Raw genomic sequence first — 22,600 nt, forward strand, 5'->3', positions numbered from 1 at the left:
CATTCCACAGGCAAGGGCAATAGTAAACTTCACGCGGTATAAGGAAAATAGCCGATTCACAGGCATTAGGGAAAAATAAGACCCGGTTATTTAACTAGAGATAACAAAGGTAGGGAACCCCGGTTACCCCGGTAATACCAAAAAGTTGTAATTTTTAACATTCCTTTCACTAATCATTTATACTAATATGATGTTACTCAACGTATGCCGCATCCTGATAATTTTAATGGCGGGGCATCCATATGGCAGCGCGAATGCAGCACTGCAGCAGAACAGCGGGGAAGAGGCGGTGAAAACCGTTATTGGGCAGCTGTTTGAAGGGATGCGTAAAGGCGACAGCACCATGGTAAAGGATGTTTTTGCTCCGGGTGCTGTTTTGCAAACCATTGCTACCCTGCCGGGCCAAACACCCCAGGTGAGAACAGAGGCACTGCAGCGTTTCCTTGAGGCAGTAGGAAGGCCTCACACGGACGTGTGGGATGAGCAGATCACTTACGGGCACATAGCTATTGACGGCCCCCTGGCATCTGTATGGACGCCCTACCGGTTTTACCTGGGACAACAGTTCAGCCACTGCGGGGTAAACTCTTTTCAGCTGGTGCTGCTGGAAGGAAAGTGGAAGATCGTATACCTGGTTGATACCAGGCGGAAAGCATGCGAGTAGTGCAGGGGGTATATAAAAAATAAACCTCTCGAAGAGTCGAGAGGTTTTCAGTGGATTACTAACCCATTTTTTTAATAACCCAAAATCTTTAACATACTCTGGGCACTTTGCTCTTTGGCATACAGCCAATCTTTAAGCTGCCCGTTTTTGTCATATCCTACAATAACATGTTTCGGTGAAGGGATCAGGCAGTGTTTAATACCGCCATAGCCGCTTAGCTGGTCCTGGTAGGCGCCGGTATGGAAGAAGCCAATATACAAAGGCTCTCCGTTACTAAGCTTGGGCAGGAATACTGCATTCACATGCTCTTCTGATGTGTAAAAGTCATACCCATCGCAGGTGAGCCCTCCCAGGTGCACCTCCTGGTACTCCTGGTCCCATTTGTTAATGGGCAGCATCAGGAATTTTTCCCCGATGCCCCAGGTATCTGGCAGGGTGGTAATGAAAGAGCTGTCTATCATATACCAGTTCTCACGGTCGTTCTGCATCTTCTCTCCCACCACACTGTATATTACCGCTCCGCTTTCGCCTACTGTAAAAGAACCAAATTCTGTGTAGATGTCCGGTACGGGCACCTTGTTCTTTTTACAAACATTCTTGATGGTGGCTACGATCTCGTTCACAATGTAATTATAATCGTAATCAAAACCCAGCGAATGTTTGATGGGGAAGCCCCCTCCTATATTAATACTATCCAGCTCCGGGCAAATCTTCTTTAACTGGCAATACAGGTTCAGCACCCGGTTAAACTGGCTCCAGTAATAAATATCATCCTTAATACCCTTGTTCATGAAGAAGTGCAGCATTTTCAGCTCAAACTTCTCATTCCCCTTCAGCTTATCCACATAAAACTCCAGTATATCACGGGAGCGTATGCCCAAACGGGAGGTATAAAAATCAAAGGTGGGCTCTTCCTCCGCTGCTATGCGCAACCCCAGCTTTACCGGTTCTTTGGTGCGCATATGCTTCTGGTATTCCTCCAGTTCCTCTTTGTTATCCAGCACAGGTATCACATTTTTGAAACCGCTGTTTACGAGGCGGGAGATGGCCCGGGTATATGCTTTGGTTTTATAACCGTTGCAAATTATGAAGGTTTCTTTATTGATCTTCTTCCGTTCGTACAATTTATTGATAATATCAATATCGTAGGCAAAGGAAGTTTCAATGTGCACACCATGCTTCAGGGTTTCCTCCATAATAAAGGAGAAATGCGAGCTTTTGGTGCAGTAGCAATAATAGTAGTTCCCGTCGTACCGGTTCTTTTTAATGGCATCCTGGAACATCTTTTTTGCCTTGTTGATCTGCATACCGATCTTAGGCAGAAAGGTAAGCTTGAACGGTGTGCCGTATTTATCGATCAACGCCTTGATATTCAAACCATTAAATTCGAGATAGTTTTCGTTCACCTCAAATCCTTCCTGTGGAAATTCAAAGGTTTGATTCACAAGATCTGTGTAGGTGTTGTTCATCTAAATCTGCGAATGAATTTTAGGTTAGCAATAAAATTTAAACTCAGGTTTAGCTGGAGAAACTCCTGGTTTACACACCTACGTCAGTTCGAAACCCAGCAAAATTGGTTGCAAAGCTAAATATTTTGTTCTATTGCGAAAGTAAAAAATTTGGGGCTTTTCAAAGGAAAGCGTCATATTAAAGTAAATAATTACCAATCAATTCTTTAGGCAGGTTGGTAAGGTCGGGAGCCTGGCGAAAGGGTAAGCTTATCTTCAAAAATAAATATTATCAATAGGCTGAATATTAAACACTTATATTGAAAAATAGCAAGTTAGCATCTTCGTTTCCCGGCAATTGATTTAATATATTGCTTTACAATGAATTATATTTTATAATTATTCGATTGACCGTGTAATTATCTCTCTCTTAGTAAAGGAGCCCTCCTCCCAGCAGCCTGGTCAAATATTATATAGATGTGGCGCCAGCAACTCCCAATAAGCGTCCATTACTCTGCCCGGCCGGTTTCGCCCAGCAGGGCCAGGCTATGCTTGCCTTCGCAAAACAACAGGTCCAGTATGCTGAGGTTGGGGAGGAAACCTGTCCGGTCCTGGAACACCTGGGTGTACACAGGCGCATTGGGGTACTGCAGCTCCCGCTCCCCGGGTTTGAGCTGGTCCCGGGCATCGGTAATACCCGTGGCCGGATCGTACTGCTTTTCAAAACGGTCGGTAAAGGTTGGAACACAGCTATATCCCAGCGCCCGGTTTACCCATTCAAAGCAGGCCAGGTTCCAGTCGACCAGGAACTGGTAAGGCTGCTCAAACAACCCCTGCAGGTCTTCTTCATAATATTCAAACCAGGGGGAGCGGCGGTAAGCAGATACCAAAGTTTTCCAATGCAGGGCCTGCCACCTTTCCTCATTACTGATCCTTACATCCTTCATAATGGTTCGCTGGTTCTTTCCTTTGGCTAAAGGCACGCTTAAAAGAATGGGGCCATTAGGCCCGGCAATGTAACAACGGTTGCGATAACTGAGCTTTTGGTAGTGTTCATATCGCTCTATCTGTAATATAGTGTGTTCAATTAAAGCTTTATAATAAGAAATTGGTGGAAAATATTGTAATTCAATCAGTAAAGTACTATTTTTTTGTGCCGCTGTCATAATGTCAAAATTGATGGTCTGCTGTCTGAAAACCTATGCAACCAGGTGATGAATTAATTATCATTCTCTACTTAATAATTAATCTCAATTAACTGGAAAACAGGTCATAGAAAAATAAAAAATATGCTATTTATTTTAGCAATTTAGTGTTTAAAGTAAAATTTCAGTTCGATGCAAAAATACTAAAGTTATTAGTACGTTTTTCGTTCATTTTCAACGGTTTTTTATGTTAAGTAAAATGTGAAGCCGGCAGGTGAAGGAGGAAGCACTACCCTGTTCAGGGCGGCGTTTATAAGCGTAGCAATAAAGCTGAGTTAGCTGGTTGATATAATGGCTGAGGCTGGTTAATTGACGAGCGGGACGGTGCAATAGGCTGGTTGAAAAAAGGATAACAGGGGCATGCCGGAGATGGTGAGCCGGCTGTTCGGAAACCAGCTTGTGGGATATTAGTGCGATGGCTAAGTGCGGAATGTTTACTTTAGGCTGGTTGAAAGAACGATAACAGATCATACCTTCAACGGCTAAGCTTGATAATCCGGGAACTGCAACCGGCAAACATGAACTACAAGCGGCTAGTGAGAACGTAGCTGGTGATAAAGTAAATAGCAATTGAGTAATGCGGCGATTAAGATGGTAAGTGAAGGCTGGAAAAATATGTATACAGCAGAGCCGTTATATCCCCGGAAAATCTTTAATAGATCACAACAAAATAATAATGCCGGGCAGGTTGTATGGAAAAATTGACCATCCAGGTTTACCTCCATTCAGCTGGCCATTTTACAATTGTTTAGATTTTGTGAATTTATCTGCCAGGCCCACCGGGAAAAAGGGATTTCGCTAAATTTGTTCCTTATGCAACAAAAAGCCCGTTTTACCCGCATCATCCGTTTAAGTATTTTAGTGCTCCTTACCTGGGGCATGGCCAGCTCCTGTGAAAAAATGAAAGACCTGGAGTTTGTGCGGGTGGCCGGCGTAAGCCTGGATGAGTTGGGTATGAGCACCAGCATTGTACGCATGACGCTCGCCTATTATAATCCCAATAACTTTAACCTGCAGCTGAAAGACGCCGATTTTGACCTGTTCTTTGACGATACGCAGGTAGGCCATTCCACACAAGATACCGTGATCCGCATACCGGCTAAAGACACTTTTTACTTTCCCGTAAAGCTGGAGGTAAGCATGGCCAATGTATTTAAAAACGCCTGGAGCGCTTTTGCCAATAAAGAGGTTACTATTAAAGCTACCGGCAACTGTAAGGTCGGCAAAGGCGGGTTATATTTTCCCTTCCCTATTAAATGTGAAACCCGGCAGCCGCTGAAGTTCTTTTAAAAGCACGCCATTACCTGCCCCATGATGGCTAAAATGTGCCGGCATTCGGCCAGGTTTTTTACAGGCGGCAGGTTTATTACCGCGGCGCGCACCTGGTTCAGGGTAACCAGGTCTACGGCTTTTACCAGTTCATTTTTACGATAACAGGCTAACGCAATAGCGGTTTTTAACACCGTAGCCTTTACCCGTACCGTATGCGGGGAGTAACGGCCGGGGTGTATATGTATGTATTTACCGGTTTCCTCCTGCCCCATTCTTAATATCCAAACCGACTGGTCGGGCAATATAATTTCCCGGTAACCATGGTGCTGCAGCAGCCAATGCGCATACGCCACCTGGCTGGCAATGCCCGCTGCCTGCAAGGCCGCCACGGTAGCCGCACCAATATCGTTTACCTGCAGGTGGCCCAGGTACAGGTCCATTTGTGAGCCGCCCAGTATTTTCAGCTGTTGCGGCAGTTCCGCCACCGGGCAGGTGGCAATAAAATGAGCAATGGCCCCCAGGTGATGCTTGAGGGCGTTAAACTGAATGTTATGTAATCCGGCGGGTGACATCTAAAAAAAAGTCCCGCTCCGGACGGCCGGAACGGGAGCTATGTTAATTACAGTTACAGGCGTATTAGTGTTTTTTATCCGGGTGCCCGCCACCGTCTTCCGGCTTTTTGCAGCAGGTTGGCAGCCTTGAGTAAGATTCCGGGTTGGCGGTTACATCATCTGCATCATACCCCGCATTGGCAATGGCCGTCTTCACATTCTCGATATTAGTACGGTCACTGTAGAATTTTACTGTAGTAATATGCTTTTTGTAGTCTACTTTGGTAGAGGCAATTCCATCCTCACGCAGCATATATTTTTCAATCCGTTGCTTACACTGATTACATTGAACAGTGGGTGTGCTGATTTTTGCTGTTACAAGCGTGCCTTTTTTAGACTGTGCCATGGTAGTACCTGCAACAGCCAGCAGCATTACCATTACGAGCTTAATAATACGCATATACAATTATTTTGATACCCGAAGATAATGATAAATGTGCAGATGTGCAGATATGCAAATGTGCAGATGGATTAGCATTATTTCCAGATCGTGCAGGTCATTTGCACACCTGCACATTTGCATATCCGCACATCATTATTTGCCCCATTGGTCCGGGGCGCTGCGCCACGACTGCAGGGCGGCCTGCTCTCCGGCAGATACGGTTCCCTTTTCCACTGCCAGCTCTATGAGCGCGCTATAGTTACTTAGTGAGCGAAAGGGCACCCCTGCTGCGGCAAAGGCCTGCACGGCCACATCAAAGCCATAGTTAAAGATAGATACCATGCCAATTACCTCCCCGCCGGCCTGCCGGATGGCCTGCACTGCTTCGAGGCTGCTTTTACCGGTGGAGATCAGGTCTTCCACCACCACTACGGGCTGGCCTTCCTGCAGCACCCCTTCTATCTGGTTGCCCATACCATGCTCCTTGGGTTTGGAGCGTACATAAATAAAGGGCAGCTTCAGCTGGTCGGCAACCAGGGCGCCGTGCGGTATGCCGGCGGTGGCAACGCCGGCTATTACGGCTGCTTCCGGGAACTCGCTGAATACCAGGTTGGAAAGCTCGGATTTAATATAGTCGCGTACGTAAGGGTAGGATAACAGCCTGCGGTTATCGCAGTAAATAGGCGATTTCCAGCCGGAAGCCCAGGTAAAGGGTTCGGCGGGGCGCAGCTTTACCGCCTGCACCTGCAGCAGCTTTTCCGCTACTTGTTTTTCACTGATGTTACTCATAGGCCGCAAAATTAGGGGATCGAGGGTAAGTTTTATTGAAAAATATTATCCGCGCTACTGTATATCTACGCAACCGGGATGTATTTTATACGCAGCTACGGCATCGCGGATCCTACGGAATTTAAAACAAGCGCTACGCATTCGTTGGCAAGCCCTACGCACTTTGTTCACAGATAGCTATTTTTGCGCTATGGAACAAACCTTTACTATATATCTCAACGAAAGACCTCTTATCTTATCCGCCACCCAAAAAGACATACCGGCCAGGTACCGCGATGCCCCGGTTTGCCCCAAACCGGATGCAACAGCCATTACCCAAACGCTGCAGGCGCTGGAAAAAGGGGAAATAGCAGCAGCTGTTTTTGTGCAGTCAGATACGCAAAAATTACTGGAAGCCATTAAAAGCCACTTCAGCGTATTTGTGGCGGCGGGCGGACTGATCACCAACCCCGCAGGTGAAATACTGCTGATGTTCCGGCGCGGCAAGTGGGACCTGCCCAAAGGCAAACAGGATGACGGAGAAAGCCTGGAAGCCTGCGCCGTACGGGAAGTACAGGAAGAAACCGGCCTGCAGCACATTACACTGGAGCGTAAGCTTACGGAAACCTTTCATTATTACCCACTGAAAGAGAAAAAAGTGCTGAAGCACACCTACTGGTACAAAATGCTTTTTACAGGTACAGAGCTAACGGTGCCGCAGATAGAAGAGGATATTATGGACATTCAATGGATCCGGCCCGAAAACCTGGGCAAGTACATGAAGTTTTCTTACCAGAATATAGTGGATGTGTTTGAGAAGGCAGGCTATAACACCGGCCTTTAACTATTTACCCGGTATGTCCCGCTTGGGCAGTATGGCCACTGTTAAGCGGCTGATGCATACCAGCTTATGCTGATCGTCGGTAATGCGGATGTCCCATACATGCGTGGTGGAACCCAGGTGCAGGGGTCGTGCAATGGCGTGCACATATCCTTCCCTTACCCCTTTTATATGGTTGGCGTTGATCTCCAGCCCTACGCATATCTGCTTTTCAGCGTCTATTACCAGGCCCGAAGCTACGCTCCCCACGGTTTCCGCCAGGGCTGCGGAAGCGCCGCCATGCAGCAGCCCGTAAGGTTGCACGGTACGGTGGTCTACCGGCATCATCATCCGCAGGTAATCCGGTCCTATTTCCGTGAACTCCATGCCCAGGTAAGTACCCATAGTATTTTCGGCCCATTCATTTAGCTGGTCCAGTGAGATGTTGAGCGAGTGCCAGATGGGTTTCATTATTAATTTTTAATTGTTCATTATTAATTACCGCTGCTTTATAGTGTGCAGCACAGCTTCCGGTAAAAACTGGGAAGCATCGCCGCCGTTGCGGATAATGTCGCGCACCAGGGTAGACGCTATGCTGGTGAATTCCGGCGTACAGGTAAGGAAGATGGTTTCTATCCGGTTGTCCATGGCCCGGTTCACATCTGCAATAGCCTTTTCATATTCAAAATCACTTACATAGCGGATGCCCCTTAGTATGTACCGTGCATTTACCTGTTTGCAGAAATCTACCGTAAGCCCTTTGTAGGAGGCTGCTTTGATTTTCGGTTCATTCTTGTATATATCTTTAATCCACTGCAGCCGCTGTTCCAGCTCATACATGGGTACCTTGCTGGAATTTACGCCTATGGCTATGATCAGCTCATCAAAAAGGTCCAGGGCACGGTCTATTACATCTTTATGACCCAGGGTAATGGGATCAAAGGTGCCTGGAAATACGCATATACGCATTGAAACAATTTAATGGTTAAATAGTTGCCGGCGGCGGCCTTATTCCGGCTCAGGAATGCTGCCGCAGTTCCTCCCGGTTAATAAAAATAGAAAATATGGTGGTGCCGTAGTTACGTTCGGTACGGTAATAATTATAGTGCTTATAGTTGTTACGCGGCGTATGCTCCAGCACCAGCCAGCCTTCCGGGTTTAGCAGCTGCCGTTCAAACACGGTCAGGGGCAGCTGGTCTATGGTGGTAAGGGCGTAAGGCGGGCCGGCAAAAATAAAGTCGAATTTATCGGTACACTGCTCCAGGAATTTAAACACATCCATGCGGAACATTTTCAGGGTATGTATACCCAGCGCACGTGTTGTTTTTTCAATGAAAGCAGCCATCTCCGGGTCTTTTTCCACAATGGTAAGGTCGGTGGCGCCACGGGAGGCCAGCTCGTAGCTGATGCTGCCGGTACCGCCAAAAATGTCGAGTGTTTTCAGGGAGGCAATATCCAGGTTATTCTCTATAATATTGAACAGGCCCCCTTTGGCAATATCTGTAGTGGGCCGGGTATGCGGCATATGGGCCGGCGGCTGAAACCTTCTTCCTCCATATGCCCCTCCTATTATACGCATAGGGCTAAAGCATACAGGTGATGGAAATAATGGGCAGGCAATTCCTGCATTTTGCTGATATACTGGAAATCCGACAGGCGCTGTACCCACTCTACATGCGGCATAAACTTGTGCAGCTCCCCGTAAACATCCGTATCTTTTGCTATAGGGCCGCCCAGCTTTACTTTTACTTTTTGCTCATCCAGTCCCAGGATGCGCAGTGTATTTACCAGGTGGTACACTATATCCAGCCCGGTTTGGTAGGGTTGCTCCTGCTGGTTCAGCAACTTGCCGCCGGCATATATGGTTATGGTAAACCGGTTGCGCTGCGCCATAATGTAGGCAACACCATCGGCTGCACGAAAATCAAAATCGTAGGGGTAAGCCTGTAACAATGCGGAATGTGCATGTACCATACGGTCGGTAGAGAACTCCTTCCGTAAAAAGCCCAGCAGGTCCTTATCCACGGCATATACGTTCACGAGCGACATAGGCGGCGGTAAAATATCGGCCAGCACGGCTTCCTGCAGCTTTTCGGGGTACGCCATGTGCAGGTAGTCTTTTTTAAGCTGTGAGCTGTACTGGCTTTCCGGCACCAGGGTGCTTACAGCAGCATCAAAGGCCAGCAGCACAGACCTGAACGCGGTAAACAGCAGCTTATCTGCATCAAATACCCGTTCAATCATTTCCAGGTCGGCCACGGCCAGCTTTTGCGGTTGAAAATGGTAGGATTTCAGCGCCAGGAACTTTCCCCCTGCAGGCTCAAAAACAACATAGCTGAAAGTGCCCTGGCCTACCAGCACCAGCAGGTGACAGGTGGTAAGGTCCGTTTCCAGCAAAGAAGCGTCATCTACTGCAAAAGCCGGCTGCATATTGTAAGTTACGGACATATTGTACTTGTGAATGAAGGGGCAATTTAAGGCTAAAAACGCTGAAAGCAAAAAGCGGAAGGCAGAAAGCGGAAAGCGGAAAGCTAAAAGCTGAAGGCTGAAGGGTAAGAACGGAATGTTTGAAGGAGAATGCCGGAAGCCAAAGGATGAAGGCTGTGTGAAAGGTGATGGCTGAATATTAGCGCAGCGTGTGCTGAAGGAGCATGCCGGAGGGCCAAAGGATGAAGGCTGATGTGAAAGGTGATGGCTGAATGTTAAGCGCAGCGTATGCTGAAGGAGCATGCCCGAGGGCCAAAGGATGAAGCTGATGTGAAAGGTGATGGCTGAATATTAAGCGCAGCGTGTGCTGAAGGAAAATGCCGGAGAGCGAAAAGCAGAAGGATAGGAACAGAATGCTTGAAGCGAAGCACAGAAGGGTTGTATACTGAATAGTAAGGCAAAAGGCTTTAAACCGGCCTGAATGGGGAGTGAAACTGTGAAACCAGGAGCGCGCACCCCTGGAGCAACGGTCAGTTGCACATTGCGATTAACATTAATAGCTAAAAATCAATATCTTGCATCCAGCTTTCAGCGTTTAGCATGCCGTGTTAAGCTTTCTGCGTTTGGCATTCCCCCTTCCTACTGCATTTCCTCCAGCATTTTTTTACACTCGGCCTTTATACCCGGATCGTCCTGGGTAACAGGGCGCAGTGTTATGGCCTTACGCAGTACATCCATGGCCAGGGTTTGCTGATCTGTTTTATTATAAGCGCGGGCCAGCTCATAGTAGTTGAGGATAAACCCGGGGGCCAGCTTGCGGCATTTTTCATAATTGGCAATGGCCTGCTCCATGGACCCATCCGGCAGGCCGCCAAACAATGCTTTGGCCGCATTCCTTTCCAGGAAGCTGAGGTTAGCCACTTCATAGTTCCATTTACCCAGCACATGATAGGCCTGGCCAAAATTGGGATTGAACTTGATGGCCAGTTCGGCGTACTTTTTTACATCACGGGAGGCGGCCACCTTTTCCTTGGCGCCGGAAATAAGGGCCAGCCGGCCCAGGGCCACAGACATGGCGTAGTTAGCATCCGCATTATTGGGGGCTATTTTCAAAGCTTCCACGGCGTATTCCCTGGCTTCATTAAAATAGCGGGCTTTATCTTCCTTTTCTTTTTGACGGTTACCTTCCCGCGAGCTTAGCTCGCTGGCGCCTATAAGCGCGGCAACCTGTTGTGGCTGCGCTTTCAGCACCTCTTTGTATTTGGCCAGGGCATCCGCCTCCTTCATTTGCTTTTCCAGCGTTTTGGCCTGTTCCAGTAATTCATCCACGCTCTGGGCGTATAGGGCGCCGGCGCTGAACAGCAGTAGTAAGGCGGCGACTAAAAATTTTTGTGCCATAGGATGGGTTAGTTTTTATTTATATAAAAATAATAATAATATTTAAAAAAGCTGAAAGCCGAAAGCAAAAAGCTCAAAACCCAAAAGCGTAATACCGGCGCTAAAGCCGAAAAACCCGGCAGCCGGCTGTGTGCATTGCTAATCTTAACACCTTCAATACAAGTGAAAGCCGTAACCACGCACATTCCCCGCACCTGTTCCAGGACGCCCGGGTAAGCGCTATATACCAGGCGCCCACAGCCAATTAACCGTTAGTACGCTTTTTCAAGTGATACCATGGAGTTCCGTATCTCCGCACCCATGGGCGGGTTCATTTTGCGGAGGGTAACAACGGTTTTTTTAACCCGGGGGTACCTTTCCTTTATGGTATGGCTGATACCGGCTACTACCTGCTCCAGCAGCGGCTGTGGAACCGCCATTACAGCTTTTACGATGGTAAATATATCCTGGTAGTTAACCGTGTCCGACAATCCATCTACCGGAATGGTATCTGCAATGGTAACGTAAACATCCAGGACAAAATCGTTGCCAATAATCCGCTCTTCAGGGTAATAACCATGAAAAGCGCGGAATTTCAGTTGTTCCAGGGCAATTGTTAACATGAGTAAACGGGCAAATGCGCAAAGGCCAAACAGGAAGGTGTTATGCACCTGCCTGTTTATTCGTTGCACATGAATGTATATACGAAATTACCGCTCCTGCCCGAAGCGCAAACAATGCTTTTAATTAGCGCTGTGCGCAACGGCCTGGCTGTGTTCCAGCGCGGATAAATACCTTTCGGCATCCAGTGCGGCCATGCAACCGCTGCCGGCGGCTGTTACCGCCTGGCGATAAATTTTATCCTGTACGTCGCCACAGGCAAACACGCCTTCCAGGTTGGTGCAGGAGGTGCCGGGTATGGTTTTAATATACCCCTGCTCATCCATATCCAGGAAGCCCTGGAAAATACCGGAGTTAGGCTGGTGGCCAATGGCTACAAAGAATGCGCTTACAGGTATGATGGTTTCTTCGTTCGTTTGATTGTTAACCAGCTTTACAGCTTCTACCTTGTTTTCTCCCAGTACCTCTTTTGTTTCACTGTTCCAGTACACAATAATATTGGAGGCCTTCATAACCCGGTCCTGCATAATCTTGGAAGCGCGCATTTCATGGCGGCGCACAATCATATGCACAGTAGAGCACATTTTGGAAAGATACAGGGCTTCTTCTGCTGCGGTATCGCCGGCGCCTACAATGGCTACTTCCTTACCGCGGAAAAAGAAACCGTCGCATACGGCGCAGGCGCTAACGCCGCTGCCGTTCAGGCGCTGTTCCGATGGGAGCCCCAGCCATTTGGCGGAGGCGCCGGTGGCAATAATCACGGCATCGGCGGTGATTACCTTTTCCTCTTCTATCACCACTCTATACGGACGAACGGAGAAATCAACGGAAGTTGCCATACCATAGCGGATGTCGGCGCCCATGCGGGCGGCCTGCTTTTCAAAATCCACCATCATTTCAGGCCCCTGGATCCCTTCGGGATAGCCGGGGTAGTTTTCTACTTCTGTAGTAATGGTTAGCTGGCCGCCGGGCTGTATACCCTGGTACAGTACTGGCTTAAGATTGGCGCGTGCCGTATAAATAGCAGCGGTATAGCCGGCCGGGCCGGATCCTATGATCAAAACATGTACATGTTCCTGTTGTGTGTGTTCCATACTAAATACTGATCTATAAAAAATCTAATTCCTGATTTTAGCGCTACGGTAGGTGGTTGCGTACCCACCCCAATAGCCCAGCGCTCCTTTTATATTACCTCTTACCTGTATGGGGGAGGTGAAAATGTTGCCATTGCTTACATAGGCATAATCCAGTGAACGCCAGAAGTCAAAAGTGGCTTTGTCAATAATGCTGAACTCAATGCGTACACTATCTCCCCTGTTAAAATAACCATAGGTATCGTAATTGATCTCCTGGGTCCTGTCGTGCCCTGCCTCCAGCATAAAATTAAACCGGGTGCCGTTCACGATCTGGTCGTCTATGGTTGAGTTAATACCCGGCCGGAAAATGCCTCCGTTGCGCGCAGTTTTATACCGTGCGTAGTTGCCGGTTTGCGGCGGATCTGAGATCCTGGCCATCAGCTTTGCAAGGTTGGCTCCCTGGCTGGTGCCGGTGGACCAGAGCGAGTCAATGACCATGCCTGTGGCGGGAATGGTGGTGGCGGCCTGGTAAGTTTTACCATCCACGGCTATACGAAGGGTGTAGCTGTTACCTCTTGTTCCCCTGAAGGCGCCTGCCTGTGTGGTGTCTGCGGTATAGTAATACCATTTCACCTGGTTGGTAGTGTCTTTATAAAACTCTTTGAGCTGCATGGTGTTACTACCATCTGATATGGTAATAACAGCATTATGCACAAAGGCTGCTTTGAGCTGATCAACTGAGATATGGCTAAAATAGCTGAAGCTGCGCGTTAGTATCACTTCAGGATACTTACCGGTGGCTATTGTTCCTTCTATCACCATTTGCGCCTCACCCTGCGGAAGGTTCACGGTTACATCTTTTTCACAGGCGGCAAATGCGCAGCAGCAAACCAGGAACAAAGTTTGAATACGCATATAGCTTACAAAAATACGGTTACGCGGGCTAATAAAAAAACACCGGCTGTACACAAGATATACAGCCGGTGCTTATAGTTCAGATCAGATCACGGGGTATTAGCCTGTAATCATTGATCGTATTATCCTAAATAGGATTTCAGTGAGCCACTGTAACGGGCTTTCTGCAGCCGTTTAATGGCGCGTTCCTTGATTTGGCGGATCCTTTCTTTTGTAAGATCATACTTCTGTCCGATCTGTTCAATTGTTGCTCCGTTTTCACCATCCAGACCAAAATAAGCGTTCACGATTTCTGCTTCCCGCGGGCTCAAGGATTTTAATACCCGGCGAATTTCTTCGCGCAGCGAGTCACGCATTACATCATCATCGGTAATATCTCCACCTTCCAGCAAGTCGCCCATAGCCACATCTTCCGCTTCATGTACCGGTGCATCCAATGACATATGGCGTGTATTGCTTTGAAAAATGTTGTTAATCTCCGATTCGGACATTTCCAGGATTTCCGCCAGTTCCTCTGTAGAGGGTTCCCTTTCGTTTTCCTGTTCAAATGCCATGTAAGCCTTATTAGCTTTATTGTAAGTGCCAATTTTGTTTTGCGGCAGGCGTACTAATCTGCCCTGCTCTGCCAACGCCTGTAAAATGGACTGGCGGATCCACCATACTGCGTATGAGATGAATTTAAAACCTTTTGTTTCATCGAATCTTTGCGCCGCTTTGATCAAGCCTAAATTGCCTTCATTGATAAGGTCACTGAGGCTAAGCCCCTGGTGCTGATATTGCTTTGCTACAGAAACCACAAAACGTAAGTTTCCTGTTGTAAGTCTTTCAAGAGCCTTTTGGTCACCCATTTTAATACGTTGTGCCAAAACGGTCTCTTCCTCAGGTGTTAACAAAGGTATCTTTGAAATTTCCTGCAGGTATTTTTCTACCGCCTGCGAATCACGGTTGGTGATCTGGGTGGCAATTTTAAGTTGCCTCATATTAAAAGTGAATTGGTTTACTAAATATTAATAACAGCTTCAGTAATAATTTTGTTGCAAATGAGATTTTTTATATCTTACAAAATTTCCCATTTCGCTGAAATAGCCTGCAAAGATCGTGCTAATGCTCCACTTCACCAAATTCCTTCCAGGCGTTACTTAGCCTTTAACAAAATACTTTATTATAACGGATTTTTATAGCGCTTTAGTGGGGAATTTTGCCAGTTTACATAATTTTTAACAACTGATAATAAACTGTCTTTAAATTAAAATCTTAACTAATTTATACTTAATTCCATTGCAAACTATTTAATAAAATGACCATAGATTACAGGAGCGATACCTTTACCCGCCCCACGCCCGGCATGCTGCAGGCAATGATGGCGGCAGAAAGCGGAGATGACGTATTCGGAGAGGATCCAAGCGTGAACAGATTGGAAGCCATGATGGCAGCTTTTTTTGGCAAAGCGGCAGCCCTTTACTGCCCTTCCGGCACCATGAGCAACCAGGTGGCCATAAAGGCCCATACCCAACCGGGCGATGAAGTGATTTGCAGCAACCTGGCGCATGTTTACATTTATGAAGGCGGGGGCATTGCTTTTAATGCCGGGGCGCAGGTACATCCCATACAGGGCGACCGGGGCATGATCACTGCGGCGGAGGTGGCCGCGGCCATTAACCCCGATGATGTGCATAAAGCCCGTACTTCGCTGGTATGCCTGGAAAACACGTCGAACCGGGGCGGCGGCTGTTGCTACGACTGGGAAGAGATTGTAAAGATCAAAACCGTATGCCAGGAAAATAACCTGGCCCTGCACCTGGACGGCGCCCGGCTGTTTAACGCCCTGGTAGCCACCAAACAGGACCCTAAAGCCTACGGCGCTACGTTTGACAGTATTTCCGTTTGCCTGAACAAAGGTATGGGCTGTCCCATGGGCTCCGTGCTGCTGGGTGGCGAAGCTTTTATACGCAATGCCCGCCGCATCCGCAAAAAATTCGGCGGCGGCCTGCGCCAGGCCGGCTATATGGCGGCTACCGGTATTTATGCGCTGGAAAACCACCTGCAGCGGCTGGAAGAGGACCATGCCCATGCCAAACAAATTGCCAACGCCCTGCTCGAAAAAGGCTTTACCGGCCATATGCTGCCGGTGGAAACCAATATCCTGATATTTGAAATAACCGGCGACTGGAACCCGGTTTCTTTTACAGCGCACCTGAAACGGGAAGGCATTAAAGTAATGCCTGTTTCCCCTACCCAGGTGAGGATGGTCACCCACCTGGATGTAACACCCGAAATGGTAGCCAAAACCTGTGAGGTAATAGCGGCAATGGCATAGTTGTACGCTTTTACCTGGGATGGCGAACGCTTTTACTACCCTTTTACAACGCTTTTACCCCGGGTTTCGGTGCAGTTTCACCGCGGCAGGCGCGGGCTTGCTATTGACCCGGCCTCCTGTTTTTTGTGAACACCGGCAGTCAGGAATATAGTGCCGCTATTTCCATCTATGCCTAATCTCCTTTATTTTTGCAGACTTATATTTTGAATTGCATGGAACTATCAAAGAATTACCTGCCGGCAGCTACGGAAGAGAAATGGTATCAGCACTGGATGGATAAAGGATATTTCAGGAGCCAGCCAGACGGCCGCCCTCCTTTTACCGTGGTAATACCGCCGCCCAACGTTACCGGGGTATTACACATGGGCCATACCCTGAACGAAACCGTACAGGACATACTGGTACGGCGCGCCCGCATGAGCGGTTTTAACGCCTGCTGGGTGCCCGGCTCCGACCATGCCTCCATTGCCACAGAAGCCAAGGTGGTAGATATGCTGAAACGGGAAAAAGGCATTGAAAAATCGCAGCTTACCCGCGAAGCGTTCCTGCAACATGCCTTTGAATGGAAGGAAAAATACGGCGGCATTATTTACCAGCAGATCAAAAAGCTGGGCTGCTCCTGCGACTGGGACCGCGTAACCTTTACCATGGACGACCATTATTATGAGGCCGTGATAAAAGTGTTTGTAGACCTGTTCCGCAAAGGCCTGATATACCGGGGCGCCCGCATGATCAACTGGGACCCTAAAGCCAAAACTGCGCTGAGCGATGAGGAAGTTGACTATAAAGACGTTCAGGGCAAGCTGTATTATGTGAATTATGCCATTGTAGACAGTGAGAACAACGCTACCGGCGACTACATTACCATTGCCACGCAACGCCCCGAAACCATTATGGGCGATACCGCTATTTGCGTAAACCCCAACGACGAACGCTATGCCCACCTGAAAGGCCGCTATGCCGTAGTGCCGCTGGTAAACCGTAAGGTGCCGGTGATATTTGATGAATATGTAGACCCGGCCTTTGGTACCGGCGCGCTGAAGGTAACGCCGGCGCATGATATTAACGACTATAACCTGGGCCTTAAACATAATTTAGAGATTGTAGATACGCTGAATGAAGACGGCACCCTGAGCGCCGCCGCCGGCGTGTTCATTGGTGAGGACCGCTTTACGGCCCGCAAAAAAACCGTGGCTGCCCTGCAGGAACAGGGCCTGCTGGTAAAAGAGCAGGAATATACCACCCGCCTGGGCTACAGTCAGCGCAACCCCGATACCGTGGTAGAGCCGCGCATCAGCACCCAGTGGTTCGTAAAAATGGCGGAGCTGGCCAAACCCGCGCTGGATGCGGTGGTGAACGGCGACGTACGCATACATCCCGGCGACCGTTTCCTGGCTACTTACAAGTACTGGATGGAGAATGTGAAGGACTGGTGCATATCCCGTCAGCTGTGGTGGGGCCAGCGCATACCGGCCTTTTACGCGCCTGACGGCAGCTTTGAAGTAGCCGCCACTGCGGAAGAAGCGCTGGAGAAATTACGAATTACGAATTACGAATTACGGCTGGAGGACCTGCGGCAGGATGAGGATGTGCTGGACACCTGGTTCTCATCATGGCTATGGCCTATTGAGGTTTTTAACGGCATTACAAAACCCGGCAATCCTGATATAAATTATTACTACCCGACCGCGGTGCTGGTAACGGGGCAGGATATTATTTTCTTCTGGGTGGCGCGTATGATCATGGCCGGCCTGGAATACAAGCACGAAAAGCCTTTCAGCGATGTGTACTTTACCGGCATGGTGCGCGATAAGCTGGGAAGGAAGATGAGTAAATCACTGGGCAACTCGCCGGACCTGCTGGAGCTGATTCACCGCTTTGGCGCCGATGCGGTGCGCTTTGGCATCATGATCTCCTCCCCTGCGGGTAACGACCTGCTGTTCGATGAAGCCAGCTGTGAACAGGGCCGCAACTTCTGTAATAAAATATGGAATGCCCTGAAGCTGGTAAAGATGTGGGAAGAAAGACAGGCTGCTGCCGATACCGCCGCTGCCGACAGCAACTTTGCCGTAAAATGGTTTGAGAGCCGTTTGAATGAAGTGCAAATGCAGGTGGCAGAGCTGTTCAAAGACTTCCGCCTGAGCGAAGCGCTGAAAACCATTTACAGCCTGGTATGGGACGATTTCTGCAGCTGGTACCTGGAGTGGGTAAAACCCGGCTTTGAGCAGCCTGTTGATGCTGCCGTGTTCCGCAAAACACAGCACTTCTTTGACCAGCTGATGCAGCTGCTGCATCCCTTTATGCCGTTTGTAACGGAAGAAATTTACCAGCAGCTGCAAACGCGCAGCGCCGGTGATGACCTTATGATAAAACAGTTTGCCACGCCTGCAGCGCCGCACCACGCCACGCTGGTAGAAGGCGCCCTGGCCAAGGAAGTGATCACCAGCATACGCGATGCCCGTAACAAGCACCAGGTAAAGCCCAAAGACCCTATTACCCTGCACATTGATACACAGCATGAAAATGCATTCAAACAAATTGAAAGCATACTGGCCAAACAGGTGAATGCCAAGGCCGTTGCATATACGAAAACAGCGGTGCCCGGCAGCATTACCCTGGTAGTGCAAAAGGACAAGTTTTATATTGAAACAGAACGCACCCTGGACACCGGCGCACAAAAAGCGCAGCTGGAGGCTGACCTGAAATACCAGCAGGGGTTCCTGGAGTCGGTTGAAAAGAAGCTGGGCAACGAGCGCTTTGTGCAGAATGCCAAGCCGGAGGTAGTGGCGGCTGAACGGAAAAAGAAAGCAGATGCGGAAGCCAAAATACAAGCTATTACCGAAAGCCTGAAGGCGTTGTAACGGCGCTGTGCCAGGCGTACATAATATTACAGAAAGCCTGAAGTTGTTATACCAGCTGCACAGCGGAACAACAGCCCTTCTGCAGCTGGTGTTTTAAACCGGCAGCAGCTATAAGGCCTGCTTACGGCTGTTCACAGCGAACACCATATACCGCCTTTAACGCTGCCGTGCATTTATACTTTTTACACACTACCGGCGTTCTATAAAAGTTAGCAGCCTGCAGGCAGCGGCGCCTATTGCTCTCCGCTGCCTGCGCTCTGTAGCACGGAGCACTAATGCTACTGTTACATTGATCACACTATGCAGAAAGCCTTTTTGATTTTCAGTATTTTATGCGCAGCAGGACTATCCCTGCAGGCGCAATCCAAACCGGCCAAAGGTAAAACACCGGCAGCGCAAACAGCCGGCAGTAAAACCGCGGCTACCCATAAAACCAACCTGCGGTTCCGCAGCACCTGGGGCGTTTTCCTGAGCGATACCCTGCCCCGCCCGGAGGTGCTGAAGCTGCTGGACTCTTCCCTGGTGGTGCGCGATCAGCAGAACCATACCTATCCGGTAGTATCTTTTGACTTTACCTATGAAAAAAAGGAGCCTTATTTAAATGATTCAACCGGCCAGCCCGGCATTTATACTGAATATACCGGCGATACGTTCCAATCCGATAAGCTGCCGCCCCTGTGGACCAAACACCTGAAAGAAGTGCTGCAGCGCGATGAAGTGCTTTACTTTGACAACATTGTTATTAAGTATTCAGAGGAAAAATATTACAGGGCCCCACAGCTGAAGATTGTGGTGAGATGAGGGGAATTCGTAATTAATAACTGAACAGCTGCTGCAGCGGTAATATAAAATCCAGCCGGTTCCGGGTATTTTCTGCCGGATCAGGGTCCAGCAGATGGCTGTAACGCACCCCAAAAGTAAAGGGAATGGTATTGCCTATTTTGGTGTCAAAGAAAAGCTCGCCGCCGGTAGAGGCAAAGCGCCGGCTGGTTTTGGTGCGGAAGTTATACGCCTGGCTGTAATCATAAAACGCGTTGCCACGGAGGCGCAGCAGGTATATGAGCTGCGCAAAACCCCAGTCAGGGTAAGCAATAGGAAAATGATAGTTAGCCCCCAGCTTATAAATATGGCCATAGAAAGGCTCGTTATACCCTCTTGCATACACGAAATTATCCGAAAAAGAATAACGCTGCATGGTATCTTTTTGCTGGTAGGCGGCCTGCAATACAATGCTATGGTTCGGGAACAATCCCGGCAGGTACAGGTCAAAGCGGCCGTAGAACTGTTCTGCCGGCACTTCATCAATAGAATGGGTGTACTGCAGGTACAGGTATTGCCCGAAATGGCTGTATATGTTCTGCGGGGCTTTAATACGCTGGTTGTTAAACACCAAAGTATTGTTCAGGTACTGGACGCCTTTGTCCCGGAACTTAAAGCCCTGCGGGTAGCTGCGCAGGTAGTGGTAGTTAGATCCTACGGACAGGCTGCGGCCGTATTTGCCGGATGACAACAGCAAGGGAATGGTAACACCCCCATGCCAGTCCAGCTCATTCCAGTACAAACGGCCTACATCTTTTACCAGGGCAGAGCGGTTAAAGGTGTAATCCACGCCTGCCTGCAGGTACGGAAACCAGCCGCCGAACAAAAAGCTGCCGCCCACCGCGGAGCTGCCCTCATTGCGGTTATAGGTATAGCCAATGGCGGTAGAGGTGGTGTTAAGTATATTATTGCCGTACAGGGTAAGGCTGTAGTCCGGATCGTCGAAAGTGGGCACCCAGCTATGCAGGTTAAAGGGATGTGTAAGCTGCGGGTACTTTGTTACCGTATAATCTTTATGCGGTACGGTGGAAAGTATATTGCCCCCCTCCTTCAGCTGAGGTTTCAGCCAGGCGCTATGCGCATCAACAGAGGTATCAACCGGCCGCCAGGCGCTGGTTTGCAGCGGAGCTGCATACAGCTGGTACCCACTTGCAGTAAACTCGCTGAAGGCTACCTGCTGCCCGCTCACTGCGCCCTGCAGCACGCTGTTAGGGCGGTCTGTAACCTGGTACAGCTGTTTGCCCGACAGGGTAAGGGCGTACAGGTTATTTACATCTTTCCAGCTGCCGGTAAAATACAGGGTATCTCCTGCTACTACGGGCGCGCCTATTACATTATAGCTGAAAGGCGTAAGCAGGGTGGTTTCCCCGTTGCCAACAGACTGCTGTACCAGGGCCATTTGCCCCAGGCGGTTACGTACCGGGCTTATTATAAACTGCCCGTTTGCCGTAAAGCGCGGAAAGGTATAATACCAGTTCTGCGGGTTGGGCAGCACCTGCTTTACTTTGCCGGTGCGGGCATCCAGCAGGTGCAGGCCATATTGCAGCTGCGGCGTGGTAAAGGCGGCTACAATAGTAGCGCCATCAGCGGTAATGTCAGGGGAGAAATATTTGGTGCGGTGCGTAATCGTATAACTATGACCGTTATTGCGGTCGTACATTTTAATAACGGAATAATCTTCCCATATCCAACGGGGGTGGTACCGGGCTTCTGTCCATACCAGGCGGCCGTTGTTATAGGTAAAAAAATCGTCGAAGCTGATACCGGGGCGGGTTAACAGGTGTTCATGACCGGTGCTGTCAACCAGGTAAAAACCGGGTATATGTTTATAGTCGCTTTTTAAAGTGATCCACTGCCCCGGACCTGCAGGGTACACATAGCGGTAGTTCGTAACCGTTTTACCTGCTGCCGTTAATGGTTTGGCAGGGGTAATATCCTTACGGCCCGCATACTCCTCCCACCATTTGCCATACTGTTGCATGGTGGCGTGGTAAAAGCCGGTAATGTTATACCCGGTTCTGCGGCGTATGCTTTGCGACAGCGGGTAAAACAAGCCTTTGAAGCGCACCGCGTCGGTAGTTACATTGCGCCAGAAGGTTTGCCCGTAATGAGTGCGCCCGTACACGCTCATCAGGTAGCCCAGCTCATAGTGGTTGGGCACATAATCGCGGTACGAGCCGTTACGGATCTTCATATACGAATAATGTTTATCCTCCAGCGTTAAGGCGCGGAAGCCGTCAAAAAAAGCAGGCAGCCGCCCCCTGCCCTGTGGGCTCAGCGCTGTTTCCATGGTAACTGCATCACCTTCCCAGAACCAGTTGGGCACCGCAATATTCGTTACAGCAGCCTGTCCGAGCTCCCCACCCAGGTAAGAGAACACTTTGGAGATGCCCTGCCGGAAATTCATGTTCTGCAGCACGTGCCGGTACTCGTGCAGGGCCAGCTGCTCATCCCACTGTAAAGAGCCCAGCTCCAGCGAAGATGGCGGCGGGTTCAGGTAAAACTCTGAACGGAAAGGCCCCAGCTGTACATAGCCGTTGGACTCCAGGGTTTGATTCTGTAGTACAATGTTCACCTTCTGCTGCAGGTTGCCGATGGAGGCGCGTGTATTTTTATTCAGGTAATGTACAATGTTGGCTACCCGCTGCCCCTGCGCTTCCAGGCCAACCGGGAAAATAACGCGCACCGTATCTGTATTGATCTGCCGCCATTTGAGGGCGGGCGGGTTACCGCCGAAGTTTTGCGCCGCCAGCGTAAGAGGAAGGAGGATCAATGTGCAGATGTGCAGATATGCAGATGTGCAGATAATGGAGCGGGTAGATGTGCGGATGAGGGAGCGGGTAGATGTGCGGATGGGCAGATGGGAGGAAGATGTGCGGATGTGCAGATGTGCAAATATGCAGATAATGGAGCGGATGAATATGTTGATGTATTTATATGCGGTGGCGCCGGTATTTGCGGGAAGGGCGTTGCAGGTGCGTTTCATAATGTGCAGTGTGCTGGTGTGCTAATTTATG

General features: G+C 49.1%; 21 protein-coding genes. 6 read left to right on the top strand and 15 right to left on the bottom strand.

Annotation, left to right across the window (positions count from 1 at the left end):
* Window positions 1-187 precede the first annotated feature (187 nt).
* Complete coding sequence (locus VFS25_RS19320) at window positions 188-664, top strand: nuclear transport factor 2 family protein (RefSeq protein WP_326463819.1); 477 nt, start codon at window positions 188-190, stop codon at window positions 662-664.
* Window positions 665-735: 71 nt separating this feature from the next.
* Here VFS25_RS19320 and VFS25_RS19325 read toward each other — a convergent pair whose 3' ends face one another.
* A complete protein-coding gene (locus VFS25_RS19325) occupies window positions 736-2,133 on the bottom strand; it encodes an arginine decarboxylase (RefSeq protein WP_326463820.1) in 1,398 nt (465 codons plus the stop codon).
* 488 nt (window positions 2,134-2,621) lie between these two features.
* On the bottom strand, window positions 2,622-3,278 hold the full coding sequence (locus tag VFS25_RS19330) for a WbqC family protein (RefSeq protein ID WP_326463821.1): 657 nt from the start codon (window positions 3,276-3,278) through the stop codon (window positions 2,622-2,624).
* A gap of 852 nt (window positions 3,279-4,130) precedes the next feature.
* Between VFS25_RS19330 and VFS25_RS19335 the strand changes: the two genes are divergently transcribed.
* Window positions 4,131-4,607: an LEA type 2 family protein gene (locus VFS25_RS19335; protein WP_326463822.1), complete on the top strand. Its 477-nt coding sequence runs from the start codon at window positions 4,131-4,133 to the stop codon at window positions 4,605-4,607.
* Here VFS25_RS19335 and VFS25_RS19340 read toward each other — a convergent pair.
* The 3 genes from VFS25_RS19340 to pyrE all read right to left on the bottom strand — a co-directional run bounded on the left by VFS25_RS19340 (window position 4,604) and on the right by pyrE (window position 6,371).
* Window positions 4,604-5,161 carry a hypothetical protein gene (locus VFS25_RS19340; protein WP_326463823.1) on the bottom strand — a complete coding sequence of 186 codons (558 nt, stop codon included), beginning with the start codon at window positions 5,159-5,161 and terminating at the stop codon, window positions 4,604-4,606. The genes VFS25_RS19335 and VFS25_RS19340 overlap by 4 nt on opposite strands.
* A 64-nt stretch (window positions 5,162-5,225) precedes the next feature.
* Window positions 5,226-5,600, bottom strand: coding sequence for a heavy-metal-associated domain-containing protein (locus VFS25_RS19345; protein WP_326463824.1), 375 nt, complete (start codon window positions 5,598-5,600; stop codon window positions 5,226-5,228).
* Window positions 5,601-5,735: 135 nt separating this feature from the next.
* Window positions 5,736-6,371 (bottom strand): orotate phosphoribosyltransferase, encoded by a 636-nt coding sequence (pyrE, locus tag VFS25_RS19350; protein ID WP_326463825.1) that lies wholly within the window; start codon window positions 6,369-6,371, stop codon window positions 5,736-5,738.
* A gap of 190 nt (window positions 6,372-6,561) precedes the next feature.
* On the opposite strand from pyrE, the gene VFS25_RS19355 reads away from it, so the two are divergent.
* Entirely contained in the window at window positions 6,562-7,194 is a 633-nt protein-coding gene (locus VFS25_RS19355; RefSeq protein ID WP_326463826.1) for an NUDIX hydrolase, read from the top strand.
* Here VFS25_RS19355 and VFS25_RS19360 read toward each other — a convergent pair whose 3' ends face one another.
* From VFS25_RS19360 to VFS25_RS19400, 9 genes are all read right to left on the bottom strand, one after another.
* Window positions 7,195-7,641 (bottom strand): hotdog fold thioesterase, encoded by a 447-nt coding sequence (locus VFS25_RS19360; RefSeq protein WP_326463827.1) that lies wholly within the window; start codon window positions 7,639-7,641, stop codon window positions 7,195-7,197. It abuts the gene before it with no gap.
* Between the two features lie 27 nt (window positions 7,642-7,668).
* The gene (coaD, locus tag VFS25_RS19365) at window positions 7,669-8,139 is read right to left on the bottom strand and encodes a pantetheine-phosphate adenylyltransferase (protein WP_326463828.1); all 471 of its coding nucleotides are present in this window, start codon (window positions 8,137-8,139) and stop codon (window positions 7,669-7,671) included.
* Window positions 8,140-8,188: 49 nt separating this feature from the next.
* Entirely contained in the window at window positions 8,189-8,749 is a 561-nt protein-coding gene (locus VFS25_RS19370) for an RsmD family RNA methyltransferase (RefSeq protein WP_326463829.1), read from the bottom strand.
* Window positions 8,740-9,618: a DUF3822 family protein gene (locus VFS25_RS19375; RefSeq protein ID WP_326463830.1), complete on the bottom strand. Its 879-nt coding sequence runs from the start codon at window positions 9,616-9,618 to the stop codon at window positions 8,740-8,742. The genes VFS25_RS19370 and VFS25_RS19375 overlap by 10 nt, the downstream gene beginning before the upstream one ends.
* A 618-nt stretch (window positions 9,619-10,236) precedes the next feature.
* The gene (locus VFS25_RS19380; protein WP_326463831.1) at window positions 10,237-10,995 is read right to left on the bottom strand and encodes a hypothetical protein; all 759 of its coding nucleotides are present in this window, start codon (window positions 10,993-10,995) and stop codon (window positions 10,237-10,239) included.
* Window positions 10,996-11,246: 251 nt separating this feature from the next.
* Entirely contained in the window at window positions 11,247-11,666 is a 420-nt protein-coding gene (locus VFS25_RS19385) for a dihydroneopterin aldolase (protein ID WP_326463832.1), read from the bottom strand.
* A 51-nt stretch (window positions 11,667-11,717) separates the two neighbouring features.
* Complete coding sequence (trxB, locus tag VFS25_RS19390; RefSeq protein ID WP_326463833.1) at window positions 11,718-12,689, bottom strand: thioredoxin-disulfide reductase; 972 nt, start codon at window positions 12,687-12,689, stop codon at window positions 11,718-11,720.
* A gap of 24 nt (window positions 12,690-12,713) precedes the next feature.
* Window positions 12,714-13,586 carry a DUF4249 domain-containing protein gene (locus VFS25_RS19395; RefSeq protein ID WP_326463834.1) on the bottom strand — a complete coding sequence of 291 codons (873 nt, stop codon included), beginning with the start codon at window positions 13,584-13,586 and terminating at the stop codon, window positions 12,714-12,716.
* A 122-nt stretch (window positions 13,587-13,708) separates the two neighbouring features.
* Entirely contained in the window at window positions 13,709-14,566 is an 858-nt protein-coding gene (locus VFS25_RS19400) for a sigma-70 family RNA polymerase sigma factor (RefSeq protein WP_089914758.1), read from the bottom strand.
* 317 nt (window positions 14,567-14,883) lie between these two features.
* Between VFS25_RS19400 and VFS25_RS19405 the strand changes: the two genes are divergently transcribed.
* The 3 genes from VFS25_RS19405 to VFS25_RS19415 all read left to right on the top strand — a co-directional run bounded on the left by VFS25_RS19405 (window position 14,884) and on the right by VFS25_RS19415 (window position 19,565).
* Entirely contained in the window at window positions 14,884-15,903 is a 1,020-nt protein-coding gene (locus tag VFS25_RS19405) for a GntG family PLP-dependent aldolase (protein ID WP_326463835.1), read from the top strand.
* A gap of 212 nt (window positions 15,904-16,115) precedes the next feature.
* On the top strand, window positions 16,116-18,764 hold the full coding sequence (locus VFS25_RS19410; protein ID WP_326463836.1) for a valine--tRNA ligase: 2,649 nt from the start codon (window positions 16,116-16,118) through the stop codon (window positions 18,762-18,764).
* Between the two features lie 300 nt (window positions 18,765-19,064).
* Window positions 19,065-19,565, top strand: coding sequence for a hypothetical protein (locus tag VFS25_RS19415; RefSeq protein ID WP_326463837.1), 501 nt, complete (start codon window positions 19,065-19,067; stop codon window positions 19,563-19,565).
* Window positions 19,566-19,578: 13 nt separating this feature from the next.
* Here the strand turns inward: VFS25_RS19415 and VFS25_RS19420 are convergent, their stop codons facing one another.
* A complete protein-coding gene (locus VFS25_RS19420; RefSeq protein WP_326463838.1) occupies window positions 19,579-22,569 on the bottom strand; it encodes a hypothetical protein in 2,991 nt (996 codons plus the stop codon).
* Between the last annotated feature and the right edge of the window lie 31 nt (window positions 22,570-22,600).

The sequence above is a fragment of the Chitinophaga sp. genome (assembly GCF_035761305.1).
Lineage (GTDB): Bacteria > Bacteroidota > Bacteroidia > Chitinophagales > Chitinophagaceae > Chitinophaga.